The sequence below is a fragment of the Candidatus Symbiobacter mobilis CR genome (assembly GCF_000477435.1).
Lineage (GTDB): Bacteria > Pseudomonadota > Gammaproteobacteria > Burkholderiales > Burkholderiaceae_C > Rhodoferax > Rhodoferax mobilis.
In genome coordinates, this window is the sequence record NC_022576.1 from 1,858,069 (window position 1) to 1,873,040 (window position 14,972).

Genomic DNA, 14,972 nt, shown 5'->3' on the forward strand with positions numbered 1-14,972 from the left:
TCTATCCCTTGAGCGCGTGGATGCCGTCGACGTCGACGCAACTGCGGTTGCGGAACAGCAGAACCAGAATGGCCAGCCCGATGGCGGATTCCGCAGCGGCGACCGTCATGATGAAAAACACGAAGATTTGTCCATGCAGATTGCCCTGGTAATGGGAAAAGGCAACGAAATTGGTGTTGACGGCAAGCAGCATCAATTCGAGCGCCATCAGCAACACGATCAGATTCCTGCGATGGAGGTACATCCCGACCACTGCAAGCGCAAACAGCACCGCAGCGAATGTCAGGAAGTGACCGAGCGTCAAATTCATTGTGCAGACTCCGCCGGTGGGTTGGTGGATGGGGCTGATGGTGTCTGCTTGCCTTGCACAGGCATGGCGACGAGGGTCATCCGATCCTCCGCTCGCACCTGCACCTGGTCATGGGGATGCACCGCTTTGCTGTCCTTGCGAGTACGCAGGGTGAGGAAGATGGCCGCGATCATCGCAACAAGCAGGATGGCCGCAGCTACTTCGAGTGGGTACAGATATTCCGAATACAGCCATTCCCCAAGCGCTTTGGTGTTGTCGACGTCCGCAGCGGCCCCGGCGCCGATGGCGCTGCTTCCTTCAGCGGTAGCGAAACCGCCCATCAACACGGCGGACATTTCCATGACGATCAGCGTGCCGATCAGTGCCGCGACAGGAAGGTGTTTGCGCAAGCTGCCACGCAATTCTTGTGGTCGAACGTCGAGCATCATCACGACGAACAGCAGCAGCACCATCACTGCACCGACGTAGACCAGCACCAGCGCAATAGCCAAAAACTCCGCTTGCAAGAGCATCCAGATCATGGCTGTCTGGAAGAAGGTCAGCACCAGCAACAGCACAGCATGTACCGGATTGCGCACCGTCACGACGCCCAGCGCAGCAAGCAACGCTATGGCCGAGAAAAGTGCAAAGAGTACGAACTGGAAATCCATGAAATCCCTACTGTTCCATTGAACCGTTTGAGTGAACTGTTTCTGTGTTCCGTTTGTGTGAACCGTTTGCGCTGTGGCTGCCTACTGACTTTTTCCTACTGACTGATTCCCACTGATTTAGCGGTATTTGGCATCCGCTGCCTTGCGGGCAGCAATGTCGCGCTCATACTTGTCACCAATGGCCAATAGCATGTCTTTGGTAAAAACCAACTGGTCACGACGCTCGGCGGTGTATTCGAAGAATGGGGTTTCGACGATGGAATCCACTGGGCAGCTTTCTTCGCACAAGCCACAAAAGATGCACTTGGACAGGTCGATCTCGTAGCGGGTGGTGCGACGAGTACCGTCTTCACGCTCTTCCGATTCAATCCGGATTGCCATGGCGGGGCAGACTGCTTCGCAGAGCTTGCAGGCTATGCAGCGTTCCTCGCCGTTGGGGTAGCGGCGCAACGCATGCAGCCCGCGAAAACGCGGCGACTGCGGAGTTTTTTCTTCGGGGTATTCGAGGGTGATCTTGCGGCGAAAGACGTATTTGCCTGTCAGGATCAACCCCTGGAACAGCTCAATCAGGAAGAACCCCCGCAGGGATTTCCACAGCGTGTTCCACCATGCGCACGACGCACACGATGGCGATCCAGACGGCTCAGGAGCAGGCATAGGCGTAGGCATAGACGAAGACGAGGATTGCGATACCTTAGCGAGGGCCACCGGGGGCTCTCCCTTCGCCTGCGCTTGGGCACTCAATTCCAGATGTTCCATGGAGTCTGCATCCACACGGCCACAACGACCAACCAGACAAGAGTTACGGGCAGGAAGACTTTCCAGCCCAACCGCATGATTTGGTCATAGCGATACCTCGGAAACGTGGCGCGAACCCAGATGAACAGCGTCACGACGAAGAATGTCTTGAGACCGAGCCATATCCATCCTGGAATCCACTGTAGCCATGCACATTCCAGCGGTGCCAGCCATCCCCCCAAAAACAAGAGCGCGGTGAGGATCGAAATCAGCCACATATTGGCGTATTCGGCCAAGTAAAAGACCGAATACGACATGCCGGAGTATTCCACCATGTGCCCGGCAACGATTTCGGATTCGCCTTCGACCACGTCGAAGGGATGGCGATTGGTCTCCGCCAGCCCGGAGATGAAGTAGACCACGAAGATCGGCAGCAGCGGGAGCCAATTCCAGGACAGGAAATTCCATCCGATGCCCGCAAACATCCCACGCGCCTGCCCCAGGACGATGTCGGTGAGATTCATGCTTGCGGAAACCATCAGGATGACGACGATGCAGAAACCCATCGCCAGTTCGTAACTGACCATTTGGGCTGATGCCCGAATCGCACCCAGGAACGGATATTTGGAGTTGGAAGACCAGCCCGCGATGACGACGCCGTAGACCTCCATCGACGCAATGGCCATGACGAACAACAACCCGGCATTGATATTGGCCAAGGCAATGTCGGGGCCGAAGGGAACGACTGCCCAGGCGACCATGGCCGGGAGGAGAGTGAGGACAGGAGCCAGAAAGAACAACGGCTTGTGGGCTGCAGTGGGAGCCAGAATCTCCTTGGTAAGCAGCTTAAGCCCGTCCGCCATAGGCTGTAGCAGACCCCACGGGCCAACCCGGTTCGGGCCCAGCCGAATCTGCACCCAGGCAATGAATTTGCGTTCCCAGAGCGTGAGGTACGCAATGGCGCCCATCAGGGGAGCGACGAGCACGCCAATCTTGATGAGCGTCCATACGGCAGGCCAAGCCGCTACCCACCACGGTGCGTCCAACAAGCCGGAACCCAGGTTGTAGAGATCGTCGATCATGCTGTAGCGTGCGAGCGGTGCGGGGCTGCGGTGGCCAGGGCGGTGGCTTGCAAGCTGGGCGAACGACGAACGATGCCGTCGAGGCCGTAGATGCTGGCTACGACAGGTTTGCCCGTGCAAGACGTGGGATCCAGGGCAGCGGTGGTGTCATTCCCCAGCCGCGCCGGGTCTGTGCTCCATGTGCCTTCGTACCGTAGCCCCGGAAGGGAGCGGAGTACTTCCTCGCTGGAATTTTCCTCAAACCCGGGCAGTTCCATCATGTTGGCAAGGACCCGCAATACCTTCCACGCAGGCCGGGCAGCACCCTGTGGGCGCACCGCAGCGCGGAATGTCTGCACCCGGCCTTCCGCATTGATGTAGGTTCCAGACGTTTCGGCAAAGGGAGCAATCGGAAGCAGTACCTTGCTGTATTCGAGGTTGGCACGGAAAGGACTCAGGGTCACCACCAGGTCGGTATTGGCGGAATCGGCGAGCCGTGCGAGGGCATCGTTCCCAGCGGCGCTATCGAATGCCGGTTCGTTGTTGAGCAGTAGCAGGGAAGCCAGCCCGCCTTCCAGCATCTGGGCTGCATTGCGCCCACCCTCGCCCGGCAGCGCGCCTACCCACTGCGCACCGACGGTGTTGGCTGCTTCCGTGAGATAGCCGACCCGCGCGCCCGTCTGCCGTCCAATCCAGTTCGCCATGGCCAACAACGCCGACGCTTTGGGGTGGTGTGCCGCTGCGTTGCCCAACAGCAATGCAGTGCGTTCGCGTCCAACCAAGCTCTGCGCGATGGCTGTGGCAAGCGGGCCTGCCGTGGCGGAGACTGGTGCAGGAACACCCTGTATCGCAGCAACCGCGACGACCACTTCGGCCAATGCACCGGTCCAATCCGTCGCAGGTGCTTCCATCCAGTGCGCTACCGGCATCGCCCAGTCTTCGCGGGATTCGACCAGACCCGAGACGATGCAAGACTTGCGCGCCGCCTGGCGGATCCGTTGCGCGAACAGGGGATGATCCCGGCGCAAGCTCGATCCGACGAGCAACACGCTCTCCAGACTGGACAGTGCGGCGATCGTCATGCCCAGGTACCGCACCCGTTCCGGCTGGGGGAATTCCGCGTGGCGAAGCCGGTAATCGATGTGGGGACTACCCAATCCACGCAACAACCGCACGCACAGATGCTGCTCTTCTAGCGTGGAATGCGGGCTGACCAGCGCGCCGATGGCCGCAGCCCCCTGTTTGGCGAGGATCGATTTCCATCCATTGACCACGACGGCCAAGGCATCTTCCCACGCCACTTCCTTCCAGGTACCGCCCACTTTGACCATCGGAGACAGCAAGCGATCCTGGGTGTAGAGGGCATCGACAGAGTAGCGGTCGCGGTCGGCAAGCCAACATTCGTTGACTTCTTCGTTGTCGAAAGGCGTGACGCGCAGGACCTGGTCGTCCCGGACGCCGAGGATCAGGTTCGCACCGGTCGAATCGTGCGGGCTGATCGACTTGCGCCGGGACAATTCCCAGGAACGCCCACGGTACCGGAAAGGGCGGCTGGTCAGCGCCCCCACAGGACAAACGTCGACGAGGTTACCGGAGAGTTCGGATTCGATGGCTCGCGACACGAAGGTTTCGATGGCACTGTGCTCGCCCCGGTGGGCCATGCCCAATTCCATCACCCCGGCGATTTCCTGCCCAAAACGCACGCACCGCGTGCAATGGATGCAGCGGCTCATCTCTTTCATCGCAATGAGCGGGCCTACGTCTTCTTGCCCCGGAGCCACGCGCTTTTCTTCGGTATAGCGCGAATGGGCGCCACCGTAGCCCAGCGCCAAATCCTGGAGCTGGCATTCGCCGCCCTGGTCACAAATCGGGCAGTCGAGCGGATGGTTGATCAGCAAGAACTCCATCACGGCCTGCTGCGCACGCAATGCCGGTTCCGAGCGCGTCCGAACGACCATTCCCGAAGAAACGGTGGTGGCGCAAGCAGGCACGGGCTTGGACACCTTATCGACTTCGACGAGGCACATCCGACAACTCGCTGCAATGCTCAGTTTCTTGTGGTAACAGAAATGCGGGATCGACATGCCTGCCCCATGCGCAGCCTGGAGGATCGTGCTCCCAGGCAGCACCTCCAGCGGCTCGCCGTCGATGTGCATCGCGATCTTGGTGGGGTCGGTCATGTCGGTATCGATCGAAGGAATTCGCAAGGAAAGCGCAGGCAAGGTCTAGGGCAAAAACAAGGGTAAGCGGATACGCCCTTAGACATACGCTGGGACGATGCAGGTCTTATGGCTGATGTGGTACTCGAATTCGGGACGGAAGTGCGCCAACATGCCGCGTACGGGCATGGCAGCAGCGTCCCCCATCGCACAAATCGTTCGGCCCTGGATGTTGGCTGCGACAGAGTCGAGGAGATCAAGGTCTTGGGGTTTGCCTTGCCCGTGTTCGATGCGACGGACAACGCGATATAACCACCCCGACCCTTCGCGGCAGGGGGTGCATTGGCCGCAGGATTCATGCATGTAAAAGTAGCTCAACCGCTCCAGGCTCTTGACCATGCAACGCGAATCGTCGAGGACGATCACTGCGCCGGACCCCAACATCGACCCAGCCTTGGCGATGGATTCGTAATCCATCGTGCAATCCATCATGACCGAGGCTGGCAGAACGGGCGACGACGATCCGCCTGGAATGACGGCCTTGAGCTGCCTGCCGCCACGCACCCCACCGGCAAGTTCCAGCAACTTGGAAAAAGACAGCCCCATGGGGACTTCAAAGTTGCCGGGCTTTTCCACGTCCCCGGTCACAGAAAAAATCTTGGTACCACCGTTGTTGGGCTTGCCCAGCGCCACATAGGCCTGCGCCCCTTCGCGCACGATGTATGGCACCGCCGCAAAGGTTTCGGTGTTGTTGATGGTCGTCGGGCGTCCGTAGAGGCCCACGGTGGCAGGGAATGGAGGCTTGAACCGGGGTTGTCCTTTTTTGCCTTCGATCGATTCGAGCAAGCCGGTTTCTTCCCCGCAGATGTACGCGCCAAAACCGTGGACTGCATGGAGCTGGAACGCAAAGTCCGAACCCAGGATGCGTTCTCCGAGATACCCTGCCTCCCGGGCCTGGGCCAGCGCTTCCTCGAAGCGCTCGTAAGTCTGGAAAATTTCGCCGTGGATGTAGTTGTAGCCGACCGATGCACCAACGGCATAGCCAGCGATGAGCATCCCTTCGATAACGCTGTGGGGGTTGTACTGAAGGATATCGCGATCCTTGCAGGTTCCAGGTTCCCCTTCGTCGGAATTACAGACGACGTATTTCTGCCCCGGCTGGTTGGGCGACATGAACCCCCACTTCACCCCGGCCGGAAAGCCTGCACCACCGCGACCGCGTAACGCCGATTCCTTGACGGCCTGCACGACTTGCGACGGCGTCCAACCCTGCCCACCGTCGAGACCCAACACCTTGCGCAAGGCGCGATACCCACCACGGCGCTCGTAGTCTGCCAACCCCCAGTTGTCTCCAGACAGCCCGGCGTAGAGGATCGGCTGGATGTGCCGACCATGAAAACACGTCTCCTTGCCGCTGGCGCGGAACCGCTCCAGCACTTGCGCAGCGCTCGTCATGGCTTGCATGGCGCATCCTCCGCAGATGGGGAAGAACCGGAATCACCAGCGTCCACGACGACATGCAACGCACGCAGCCCCGCGACCAGCTCATCAAGCCGCTCTGTATGCATGAAGCTGCACATGGCACGGTCATTGACCAGCATGACGGGGGCGTCGGCACAGGCACCGAGACATTCGCATTCCTGCAAAGTGAACAGGCCGTCCGCAGTCGTCTCCCCTGCCGATACCCCCAACTTTTCTTCGAGGTGATGCAACGCTGCACTACCCCCTCGCAACTGACAAGGCAGGTTCGTACATACATTGAGTTTGTATTTGCCTACCGGTTGCTGGTTGTACATGTTGTAGAACGTGACAACCTCATGCACGGCCATGGAAGGCATCCCTAGATACTGCGCAACCATTTCTTCGCTTTCCGCGCTGATGTACCCCTGCATTTGCTGGACGATAGCCAAGCAGGCAATCACCGCAGACTGGCGTTGTGCTGGCGGATATTTGGCAATTTCCCGTTCAAAACGGTCCCGCAGTGCAAGGGACATTTTGGCGGACATGGTTGCTGACCTATCTGCAGAAATAACTGCCGATGTATCTACCGACATATTTGCGGAATGGGTTGCAGAATGGGTGGCGGAGTCTGCTGCGGAGGTCATCGATCCACTTCCCCAAACACGATGTCCATGGTCCCAATGATCGCCACGGTATCGGCAATCATGTGGCCTTTGCTCATTTCATCCAAGGCTGCGAGATGCACGAAAGCCGGGGGGCGGATTTTCAGGCGGTACGGCTTGTTGGCTCCGTCGCTGACGATGTAAATGCCGAATTCGCCCTTGGGATGTTCGACGGCTGCGTAGGCTTCCCCCACCGGCAGTGAGAACCCTTCGGAGAACAACTTGAAATGGTGGATTAGCCCTTCCATCGTCGACTTCATCGTCTCCCGACACGGGGGGGCTACTTTGTAGTCTTCGGTAATCACTGGGCCTGGGTTGGCGCGCAGCCACTCCACGCACTGCTTGATGATCCGGTTGGCCTGATTCATTTCCTCCATGCGAACGAGGTAACGGTCGTAGGAGTCCCCCGTTTTGCCTACCGGCACATCGAAATGGACCCGGTCATAGGCATCATAAGGCTGCATCTTGCGCAGATCCCATGCGATGCCGGAACCACGCAGCATCGGCCCGGTGAACCCAAGCTGGAGCGCACGCTCCGGAGTGACGACCCCGATACCCACCGTGCGCTGTTTCCATATACGGTTGTCGGTCAACAGGGTGTGGTATTCGGCCAGGGAAGCGGGAAAACGCTGCGTGAAGTCGTCGATGAAGTCGAGCAGACTGCCTTCCCGGTTCCGGTTGAGCTGGCGTGTCGATTGCGGGCTGCGGAAGCGATTGGGTGCGTGGCGGGGCATGCTGTCCGGCAGATCGCGGTACACCCCCCCAGGCCGGAAGTAGGCTGCGTGCATCCGCGCTCCGCTGACGGCTTCGTACATGTCGAAGAGGTCTTCACGCTCGCGGAACGCATACATCATCAGCGTCATGGCGCCGCAGTCCAGGGCATGGGCACCCACCCAGAGCAGGTGGTTGAGTAGCCTGGTGATTTCAGAATACATCACGCGGATGTATTGCGCACGCAAAGGCACTTCCACGCCCAGCATCTTTTCGATGACGAGGCAGTAGGCGCTCTCGTTGCACATCATCGACATGTAGTCGAGCCGATCCATGTACGGCAGCGTTTGCAGATACGTTTTGGTTTCTGCCAGCTTTTCCGTCGCACGGTGCAACAAGCCGATGTGTGGATCGGCACGCTGCACGACTTCCCCATCAAGCTCAAGCACCAGCCGCAACACCCCATGCGCTGCTGGGTGCTGCGGGCCAAAGTTGAGCGTGTAATTTTTGATGTCCGCCATCTTGTCGGTGCCGTGAGCGATCTATCTGCTTGATCTGTCTAGTGGAATCTGTCTAGAGGGTTCGGTGGTGCTCAGGAGAGGAAGCCACCTCGGTCATCCCGACGAATGACCCGGGGAACGACTTCCCGGGGCGCAATGCTCACCGGCTCGTAGACGACGCGCCCCTGCTGTTCGTCATAGCGCATCTCCACGTGCCCTTCGAGGGGGAAATCCTTGCGCAAGGGATGCCCGACGAAACCGTAATCCGTCAGGATTCGCCGAAGGTCGTCATGACCATCGAAAACGATACCGTACAGGTCGTAGGCTTCGCGTTCAAACCAATTCGCGCAACTCCAGACCGCACACACGGTAGGAATGCGGGGAAAAGTGTCATCCGGCGCAAAGACCTTGACGCGAAGGCGATGATTGCGCGCAACGGAAAGCAGATGCAACACCACGCAGTACCGGGCACCATGGCAAGCGCCACTGTCCAACCCGCTTTCTTCTGGCGAGCCTTCTTCCTCTGCACCTTCTGCACCCTCCGCATCAAGGGTGGCGCCACCATACGTCGAATAGTCGACTCCGCAAAGGTCAATGAGCTGATCAAAGCAAAGATCGGGGTGATCACGCAGCCGTTGACAGGCATCCAAATAGTGCGCCGCATCGACGACGATGGTCGCTTCCTCCCACGTCAAGGAAGCACTGCACACGGCAGAACCCAGCACGGTCTCGACCTTGTGCAGCAAAGCCTGTGGAGGGAGGACGCTGGCTGTCGTCGTCATGTCTAGGAGAGATGGGGGTGGAGCAGAACCGGAGTACAGCAGGGTATCAAGCCAAGAGGGATCAGGCACGCGCAATCGTCTGGGTACGCCGAATCTTGCTTTGGAGCTGGATCAGTCCATAAATCAGCGCTTCTGCCGTGGGGGGGCAACCCGGTACATACACATCGACGGGAACGATGCGATCGCATCCCCGAACGACAGAATACCCGTAGTGATAGTACCCGCCGCCGTTGGCGCACGATCCCAGCGACATCACCCACTTCGGCTCGCTCATCTGGTCATAGACCTTGCGGAAAGCAGGGGCCATCTTGTTGGTCAACGTCCCGGCGACGATGATGAGATCCGCTTGTCGCGGACTGGCACGAAACACTTCGGCGCCAAAACGGCTGAGGTCATACCGCGCATTGGCGGCGTGCATCATCTCCACGGCACAACATGCCAGACCAAAAGTCATCGGCCAGATAGAACCCGTTTTGGCCCAATTCATGACCATGTCGTAATTGGTCGTGATGAAACCTTCCTTGAACAAACCTTCGATCATCCGTGTTCTCCGGCCCAGCGTTTGGCCCTCATTCCCAATCCAGGGCGCCTTTTTTCCAGGCGTACACCAGACCGACGACCAAGATGGCAATGAATACCATGACTTCCGAAAACCCGACGAACCCCACTTCGCGCACGGATACCGCCCAGGGAATCAGAAAAGCCACTTCCAAGTCGAAAAGGATAAACAGGATGGCAACGAGGTAATACCGGACGTCAAATTTCATCCGTGCATCCCCGAATGCATCGAATCCGCACTCATAGGGAGAATTCTTGGCTACTCCGGGACGATTAGGCCCCAGGACGAAACCCGTGACCTGGGGGCCTACCCCGAGAGCAATGCCCACAAGGAGAAACAGCAGGATGGGGAAGTACTCGGACAAATTGCTCATTGGGTTACGGAGAATGCCTGGGAGAAATGCCCGGAAATCGCTTGGTGCCGTCGGCGAGACTCGAACTCGCACAGCTTTCGCCACTACCCCCTCAAGATAGCGTGTCTACCAGTTTCACCACGACGGCGCACAGTACTTGAAGCACTTTTGTCGGCGTTTTATGTCGGCGTTTTGCGCACGAAATCTTTGCCAGAAAAGATGCAGTGTACTGGAATTCATTGGGAGTATTTCCGGATTACCGTACCTATGCGTAGCACCGAATCAGCGTGGGGAATGTGACCTCGTTGCAAGAGGACTGGAGCGCGATGAGCAACGGCCCGTGCTGATAGCCTACGACATGACATGGGCCTTTATTGCAAAGGAATCTGCTGTACCGCTCCACTGCTCGGTGCGCTGGCAGGAGCAGCTTGCGCGGCAACAGGCGCTGCCAACACACTTTGCCCTCCCGGTTCGGTACGCAGATTGCCAAAGTACGCCAAAGCCAAGGTACAGAGAAAAAAAACCGTCGCCAACACGGCTGTGGTGCGCGAGAGAACATTGGCTCCCCCACTGGCGCCGAACAGGCTCCCGGCACTGCCACTACCAAATGCAGCCCCCATATCGGCGCCCTTGCCGTGCTGGAGCAGCACCAAACCCACCATAGCCAGTGCAGCCAACAACTGCACGACCAGCAAGATATTCCACATCACACCCACAATCAACCACCTCCGTAATGGATCAAGAAGACGTCAGACAGTAGTGCCCTCGCCTTGACATCCCTATTTGTTGGTCCCAGTTCGATCCCAAGCCACTATCCAAAACCGGCCTTCAGGCCGGGGACACGGCTTAGAGCCTATCCAGTAGGGGCTGCGCCATCACATTGCACGCGGCGGCGGTGCTTGGAATCCTCATGTACCGTCAGTACATTCCGGTTCCTGCGCTCCGGCGCCACGCACACTGCTTCGGCTCGCCTGCCTACTGAAATTGGTTCTTCGAACCGGAATTCGTTTTCAATGAACCCCTGTCTTGGCCAATTTAGCCAGCGACGGACGCCGCAATGCGCAAAAAGTCCGCGGCCTTGAGCGAAGCTCCGCCAATCAACCCCCCGTCGATGTCAGGCTGGGCGAGCAACGAGGCAGCATTGGCTGCGTTCATGCTTCCGCCGTAGAGTACGCGCACGGACGCAGCGCCACGCACGCCCAGTTCCTGGCGCAACAAGGCATGCACTTGCTGGGCCTGTTCCGGCGTGGCAGTCCTACCCGTGCCGATGGCCCATACAGGTTCGTAGGCAATGACGATGTCTGCCACTTGCGGGCCAAGCACGTCGGCAACGACGGCGAACTGGCTGCAAACGACGTCATCCGTGGTTCCCGCTTCGCGTTGCGCCAAGGTTTCCCCCACGCAGACGATCGGGACGATGCCCTGCGCCAGCGCACGCTGAGCCTTGGTGGCGACGAGAGCGTCGGTTTCGTGGTGGTACTGGCGCCGCTCCGAATGCCCGACGATGACATAGCGCACGCCAAACTCGCGCAACATCGCAGCAGATACTTCCCCTGTGTACGCGCCAGCCTCGTGCGCGGACACATCTTGCGCGCCGTAGGCCATCTTGCCTGCCTCGGCGAGCAAAGCCTGGCACTGACCCAGATATACCGCTGGCGCACACACCGCAACCTCGCATTGCGAGGGCCATTCCCCGGTGGAAAGAGCGTGCAGAAGCTCCGCATTGGCGCGCAAGCTCCCGTTCATTTTCCAATTCCCAGCGATCAGCTTCTTGTTCATACACCCTCCGACATGTCTTCCCACAGCAAAACGATTTTTCCTACATGCTCGCCGCGCTCCAACATTGCGTGCGCGAGTGCGGCATCCTGTGCCGCAAAGGTGGCATGCACGACGGGGCGGATCACACCAGCTTCCAGCAGCGACCATACCTGCTCGCGCAACGCCTGGACGATGGCGGATTTGTACCCGACGGAACGCGGGCGCAGCGTGGATCCGGTGATCGTCAGCCGCCGCCGCATGACACGAAAACAATCGAGTGTACTGTGCGCCCCTCCTTGCACCCCGATGAGCACGAGCCTGCCGTCATCACGCAAGCATTCGAGATTCCGTGCCGTGTAGTCGCCAGCCACCATATCGAGCACGATATCAACACCTCTCTCTATGCCCCTATCGCCTCCCGTCGCACGCAATACCTCTGCGCAGAAGTCGTGGGTTGCGTGGCAGATGGCGAGATCCGCGCCCAAGGCACGGCAAGCGGCACAGCGTTCTTCGTTGCGCGCCGTCACGGCAACCCAGGCACCGAAGGCTTTGGCGATCTGGATCGCAGCGACGCCAATGCCGCTGGCGCCGCCATGTACCAGCACACGCTCTCCCGCACGCAATCCGGCACGGTCGATCAGATTGCTCCAAACAGTGCAGAAGGCCTCGGGCAGACTCGCAGCGCCGACGAAGTCGATGCCCCGTGGGCACGGCAAACATTGCCCTATCGGAGCCACGCAGTACTGCGCATACCCACCGGCAGTGACCAGTGCACACACTGCGTCCCCTTCCCGCAACCCCGCAGCGCGAAGCCCGGCGGAGTCACCGTCGACGACGATCCCCGCGACTTCCAGCCCGGGAATATCCGAAGCTCCAGGGGGCGGAGGGTACCGGCCCTGCCGCTGCAATACGTCCGGGCGATTGACCCCGCTGGCATGCACCGCGATGCGCAACTCCCCGCTTCGGGGAACCGGCATCGGGCGCTCTGCCCAACGCAACACCTCCGGCCCGCCGGGCGCTGCGATCTCGATGACCTGCATGAGATGCGTGCCGAACCCCGCCCCCCGCGTCGTCGCGTCGAAGGTCAGGGCCGGGGTTCCGTATTGGTAGCAGCTACCGGACGGTCTAGCAAGACTTTCATCGACAGCTTGACCCGCCCTTTTTCATCGACTTCGAGCACCTTGACCCGCACAGTCTGCCCTTCACTCAGGTAGTCAGACACCTTTTCGACGCGCTCGTGCGCGATCTGGCTGATGTGCAGCAACCCATCCTTACCGGGGAGCAGGTTGACCAGCGCACCAAAATCGAGGAGCTTGGTCACATTGCCTTCGTACACCTTGCCGATTTCGACATCTGCGGTGATTTGCTCAATGCGCTTCCTGGCTTCTTCGGCTTTGGCAGGATCGGCAGAAGCAATGGTGATCGTTCCGTCGTCGTCGATATTGATCTGCGTGCCAGTCTCTTCGGTCAGTGCGCGGATCACAGCGCCGCCCTTGCCGATGACATCGCGAATCTTTTCCGGGTTGATCTTCATCGTGAAGAGCCGGGGAGCGAAGTTGGACACATCCGGCCGAGACTGCGCCATAGCCTGCTGCATAAGCCCGAGAATGTGCAGGCGTCCTTCCTTGGCCTGCGCCAGTGCCACCTGCATGATTTCGCGGGTGATGCCACGAATCTTGATGTCCATCTGCAAGGCAGTGACACCCGTCGTCGACCCGGCTACTTTGAAGTCCATGTCGCCAAGGTGATCTTCGTCACCAAGGATGTCCGTCAGCACGGCAAAGCGGTTGCCTTCCTTGATCAGCCCCATGGCCACGCCAGCCACGTGGGTCTTGAGCGGAACCCCGGCATCCATCAGGCTTAGGCAAGCCCCGCACACGGAAGCCATGCTCGAAGAACCGTTGGATTCGGTGATTTCCGATACCACGCGCATGATGTAGGGGAACACATCTTTGTCTGGTAGCACCGCAACCAGGGCACGCTTGGCCAACCGGCCATGGCCGATCTCGCGGCGCTTGGGCGTTCCGACACGCCCCGTTTCCCCGGTGGCGAATGGCGGCATGTTGTAGTGCAGCATGAAACGGTCTTCGTAGTCGCCGGAGAGCGCGTCGATGCGTTGGGCGTCACGGTCGGTACCCAGTGTGGCGATGGCCAAAGCCTGGGTTTCCCCCCGGGTAAACAGCGCCGATCCATGGGTACGAGGCAACACGCCGGTACGAATTTCGATGGGACGAACGGTGCGGGTGTCGCGCCCGTCGATGCGCGGTTCGCCGGACAAGATTTGTCCACGGACGAGGGAGGCCTCGATGTCGAACAACATCCCCTGCACCTTGACCTCGTCGAACTCGACACCATCGGCGCGCAGCCCGTCGAGCACTTGGGTATATGCAGCACGGCAGGAGCGGGTGCGTTCCTGCTTGTTGCGGATCTGGTAGGCCGCAGTGAGCGGGCCTTCAGCCAGCGCACGGACTTTGGCGATCAACGCTTCATCCTTGGGATGGGGCTGCCAGTCCCACGGCGCAAACCCTGCTTGTTGCACCAGAGCGTGGATGGCCTCAATGGCCACGGCAAACTGCTCTTGGCCAAACACTACAGCCCCGAGCATGATTTCCTCGGGGAGCTGGTCTGCCTCGGATTCGACCATCAGCAGGGCATTGTCTGTGCCGGCAACGACCATGTCGAGGCGACTGTTCTTGCGTGCGGTCTGCCCCGGATTGAGCACGTACTGGCCATCGACGTACCCGATCCGGGCTGCACCGACAGGACCGTGGAAAGGCAATCCGCTCAAACTCAGGGCAGCACTGGTCGCCACCATCGCGGCGATGTCGGCATCGACCTCGGGGTTCAGGGACAGCGTATGCACGACGACATGCACCTCATTGAAGAAGCCATCCGGGAACAGCGGACGGATCGGACGATCAATCAGGCGGCTCGTGAGCGTTTCGTACTCGCTGGGACGCCCTTCACGCTTGAAAAAGCTGCCCGGAATCTTGCCTGCGGCGTAGGACTTTTCGAGGTAGTCCACCGTCAAGGGGAAAAAATCTTGGCCAGCCTTGCTCTCGGTCTTGGCAACGACCGTGGCCAGCACCACGGTGCCTTCCATGTCGAGCAGTACCGCAGCGGTGGCTTGCCGGGCGATTTCGCCGGTTTCCATGGTGACGCGGTGCGCGCCCCATTGGAACGTTTGGGTAGATTTGCGGAACATCGTCATGATGGTGAATCCTGTGTGCTCCCAATAGCCCAAGAGCTTGGGAGAGGGCAAAAAACAA

The 14,972-nt window shown here is 59.5% G+C and carries 15 protein-coding genes and 1 tRNA gene; all 16 read right to left on the reverse strand.

Annotated elements, in window-relative coordinates:
• Position 1: 1 nt before the first annotated feature.
• The 16 genes from nuoK to pnp all read right to left on the reverse strand — a co-directional run bounded on the left by nuoK (position 2) and on the right by pnp (position 14,914).
• Positions 2-310 carry an NADH-quinone oxidoreductase subunit NuoK gene (gene nuoK, locus CENROD_RS07635; RefSeq protein WP_022773880.1) on the reverse strand — a complete coding sequence of 103 codons (309 nt, stop codon included), beginning with the start codon at positions 308-310 and terminating at the stop codon, positions 2-4.
• Positions 307-960, reverse strand: coding sequence for an NADH-quinone oxidoreductase subunit J (locus CENROD_RS07640; protein WP_022773882.1), 654 nt, complete (start codon positions 958-960; stop codon positions 307-309). Before CENROD_RS07640 ends, nuoK begins: the two co-directional genes overlap by 4 nt.
• 117 nt (positions 961-1,077) lie before the next feature.
• On the reverse strand, positions 1,078-1,617 hold the full coding sequence (gene nuoI / locus CENROD_RS07645) for an NADH-quinone oxidoreductase subunit NuoI (RefSeq protein WP_051360339.1): 540 nt from the start codon (positions 1,615-1,617) through the stop codon (positions 1,078-1,080).
• An 83-nt stretch (positions 1,618-1,700) separates the two neighbouring features.
• Positions 1,701-2,780: an NADH-quinone oxidoreductase subunit NuoH gene (gene nuoH / locus CENROD_RS07650; protein ID WP_022773889.1), complete on the reverse strand. Its 1,080-nt coding sequence runs from the start codon at positions 2,778-2,780 to the stop codon at positions 1,701-1,703.
• Positions 2,777-4,939, reverse strand: a complete 2,163-nt coding sequence (gene nuoG, locus CENROD_RS07655) for an NADH-quinone oxidoreductase subunit NuoG (RefSeq protein WP_022773892.1) — start codon at positions 4,937-4,939, stop codon at positions 2,777-2,779. The genes nuoH and nuoG overlap by 4 nt, the downstream gene beginning before the upstream one ends.
• Before the next feature lie 78 nt (positions 4,940-5,017).
• Positions 5,018-6,373, reverse strand: a complete 1,356-nt coding sequence (gene nuoF / locus CENROD_RS07660) for an NADH-quinone oxidoreductase subunit NuoF (RefSeq protein ID WP_041194333.1) — start codon at positions 6,371-6,373, stop codon at positions 5,018-5,020.
• Positions 6,370-6,924 carry an NADH-quinone oxidoreductase subunit NuoE family protein gene (locus tag CENROD_RS07665; RefSeq protein ID WP_022773896.1) on the reverse strand — a complete coding sequence of 185 codons (555 nt, stop codon included), beginning with the start codon at positions 6,922-6,924 and terminating at the stop codon, positions 6,370-6,372. The genes nuoF and CENROD_RS07665 overlap by 4 nt, the downstream gene beginning before the upstream one ends.
• A gap of 95 nt (positions 6,925-7,019) precedes the next feature.
• Positions 7,020-8,273, reverse strand: coding sequence for an NADH-quinone oxidoreductase subunit D (locus CENROD_RS07670; RefSeq protein WP_022773899.1), 1,254 nt, complete (start codon positions 8,271-8,273; stop codon positions 7,020-7,022).
• A 71-nt stretch (positions 8,274-8,344) separates the two neighbouring features.
• Positions 8,345-9,034 (reverse strand): NADH-quinone oxidoreductase subunit C, encoded by a 690-nt coding sequence (locus tag CENROD_RS07675; protein ID WP_022773902.1) that lies wholly within the window; start codon positions 9,032-9,034, stop codon positions 8,345-8,347.
• Positions 9,035-9,095: 61 nt separating this feature from the next.
• Positions 9,096-9,575: a NuoB/complex I 20 kDa subunit family protein gene (locus tag CENROD_RS07680; RefSeq protein WP_022773905.1), complete on the reverse strand. Its 480-nt coding sequence runs from the start codon at positions 9,573-9,575 to the stop codon at positions 9,096-9,098.
• Between the two features lie 28 nt (positions 9,576-9,603).
• On the reverse strand, positions 9,604-9,966 hold the full coding sequence (locus tag CENROD_RS07685) for an NADH-quinone oxidoreductase subunit A (RefSeq protein ID WP_022773908.1): 363 nt from the start codon (positions 9,964-9,966) through the stop codon (positions 9,604-9,606).
• Positions 9,967-10,008: 42 nt separating this feature from the next.
• Positions 10,009-10,093 (reverse strand) — tRNA-Leu (locus tag CENROD_RS07690).
• Between the two features lie 223 nt (positions 10,094-10,316).
• Entirely contained in the window at positions 10,317-10,661 is a 345-nt protein-coding gene (secG, locus tag CENROD_RS07695) for a preprotein translocase subunit SecG (protein WP_022773911.1), read from the reverse strand.
• Positions 10,662-10,980: 319 nt separating this feature from the next.
• Positions 10,981-11,724, reverse strand: coding sequence for a triose-phosphate isomerase (gene tpiA / locus CENROD_RS07700; protein ID WP_022773913.1), 744 nt, complete (start codon positions 11,722-11,724; stop codon positions 10,981-10,983).
• Positions 11,721-12,743: an NAD(P)H-quinone oxidoreductase gene (locus CENROD_RS07705; protein ID WP_022773916.1), complete on the reverse strand. Its 1,023-nt coding sequence runs from the start codon at positions 12,741-12,743 to the stop codon at positions 11,721-11,723. The genes tpiA and CENROD_RS07705 overlap by 4 nt, the downstream gene beginning before the upstream one ends.
• A 44-nt stretch (positions 12,744-12,787) precedes the next feature.
• Positions 12,788-14,914, reverse strand: coding sequence for a polyribonucleotide nucleotidyltransferase (gene pnp, locus CENROD_RS07710; protein ID WP_022773919.1), 2,127 nt, complete (start codon positions 14,912-14,914; stop codon positions 12,788-12,790).
• Positions 14,915-14,972 lie beyond the last annotated feature (58 nt).

Bases quoted from the DNA above. Each gene is read 5' to 3' on its own strand.
- nuoK (WP_022773880.1), bottom strand. From the start codon at position 310: ATGAATTTGACGCTCGGTCACTTCCTGACATTCGCTGCGGTGCTGTTT.
- CENROD_RS07685 (WP_022773908.1), bottom strand. From the start codon at position 9,966: ATGAGCAATTTGTCCGAGTACTTCCCCATCCTGCTGTTTCTCCTTGTG.
- CENROD_RS07705 (WP_022773916.1), bottom strand. From the start codon at position 12,743: ATGCAGGTCATCGAGATCGCAGCGCCCGGCGGGCCGGAGGTGTTGCGT.
- CENROD_RS07675 (WP_022773902.1), bottom strand. From the start codon at position 9,034: ATGACGACGACAGCCAGCGTCCTCCCTCCACAGGCTTTGCTGCACAAG.
- nuoF (WP_041194333.1), bottom strand. From the start codon at position 6,373: ATGACGAGCGCTGCGCAAGTGCTGGAGCGGTTCCGCGCCAGCGGCAAG.
- nuoI (WP_051360339.1), bottom strand. From the start codon at position 1,617: ATGCCTGCTCCTGAGCCGTCTGGATCGCCATCGTGTGCGTCGTGCGCA.
- tpiA (WP_022773913.1), bottom strand. From the start codon at position 11,724: ATGAACAAGAAGCTGATCGCTGGGAATTGGAAAATGAACGGGAGCTTG.
- CENROD_RS07665 (WP_022773896.1), bottom strand. From the start codon at position 6,924: ATGTCCGCCAAAATGTCCCTTGCACTGCGGGACCGTTTTGAACGGGAA.
- pnp (WP_022773919.1), bottom strand. From the start codon at position 14,914: ATGACGATGTTCCGCAAATCTACCCAAACGTTCCAATGGGGCGCGCAC.
- nuoG (WP_022773892.1), bottom strand. From the start codon at position 4,939: ATGACCGACCCCACCAAGATCGCGATGCACATCGACGGCGAGCCGCTG.
- nuoH (WP_022773889.1), bottom strand. From the start codon at position 2,780: ATGATCGACGATCTCTACAACCTGGGTTCCGGCTTGTTGGACGCACCG.
- CENROD_RS07670 (WP_022773899.1), bottom strand. From the start codon at position 8,273: ATGGCGGACATCAAAAATTACACGCTCAACTTTGGCCCGCAGCACCCA.
- CENROD_RS07680 (WP_022773905.1), bottom strand. From the start codon at position 9,575: ATGATCGAAGGTTTGTTCAAGGAAGGTTTCATCACGACCAATTACGAC.
- CENROD_RS07640 (WP_022773882.1), bottom strand. From the start codon at position 960: ATGGATTTCCAGTTCGTACTCTTTGCACTTTTCTCGGCCATAGCGTTG.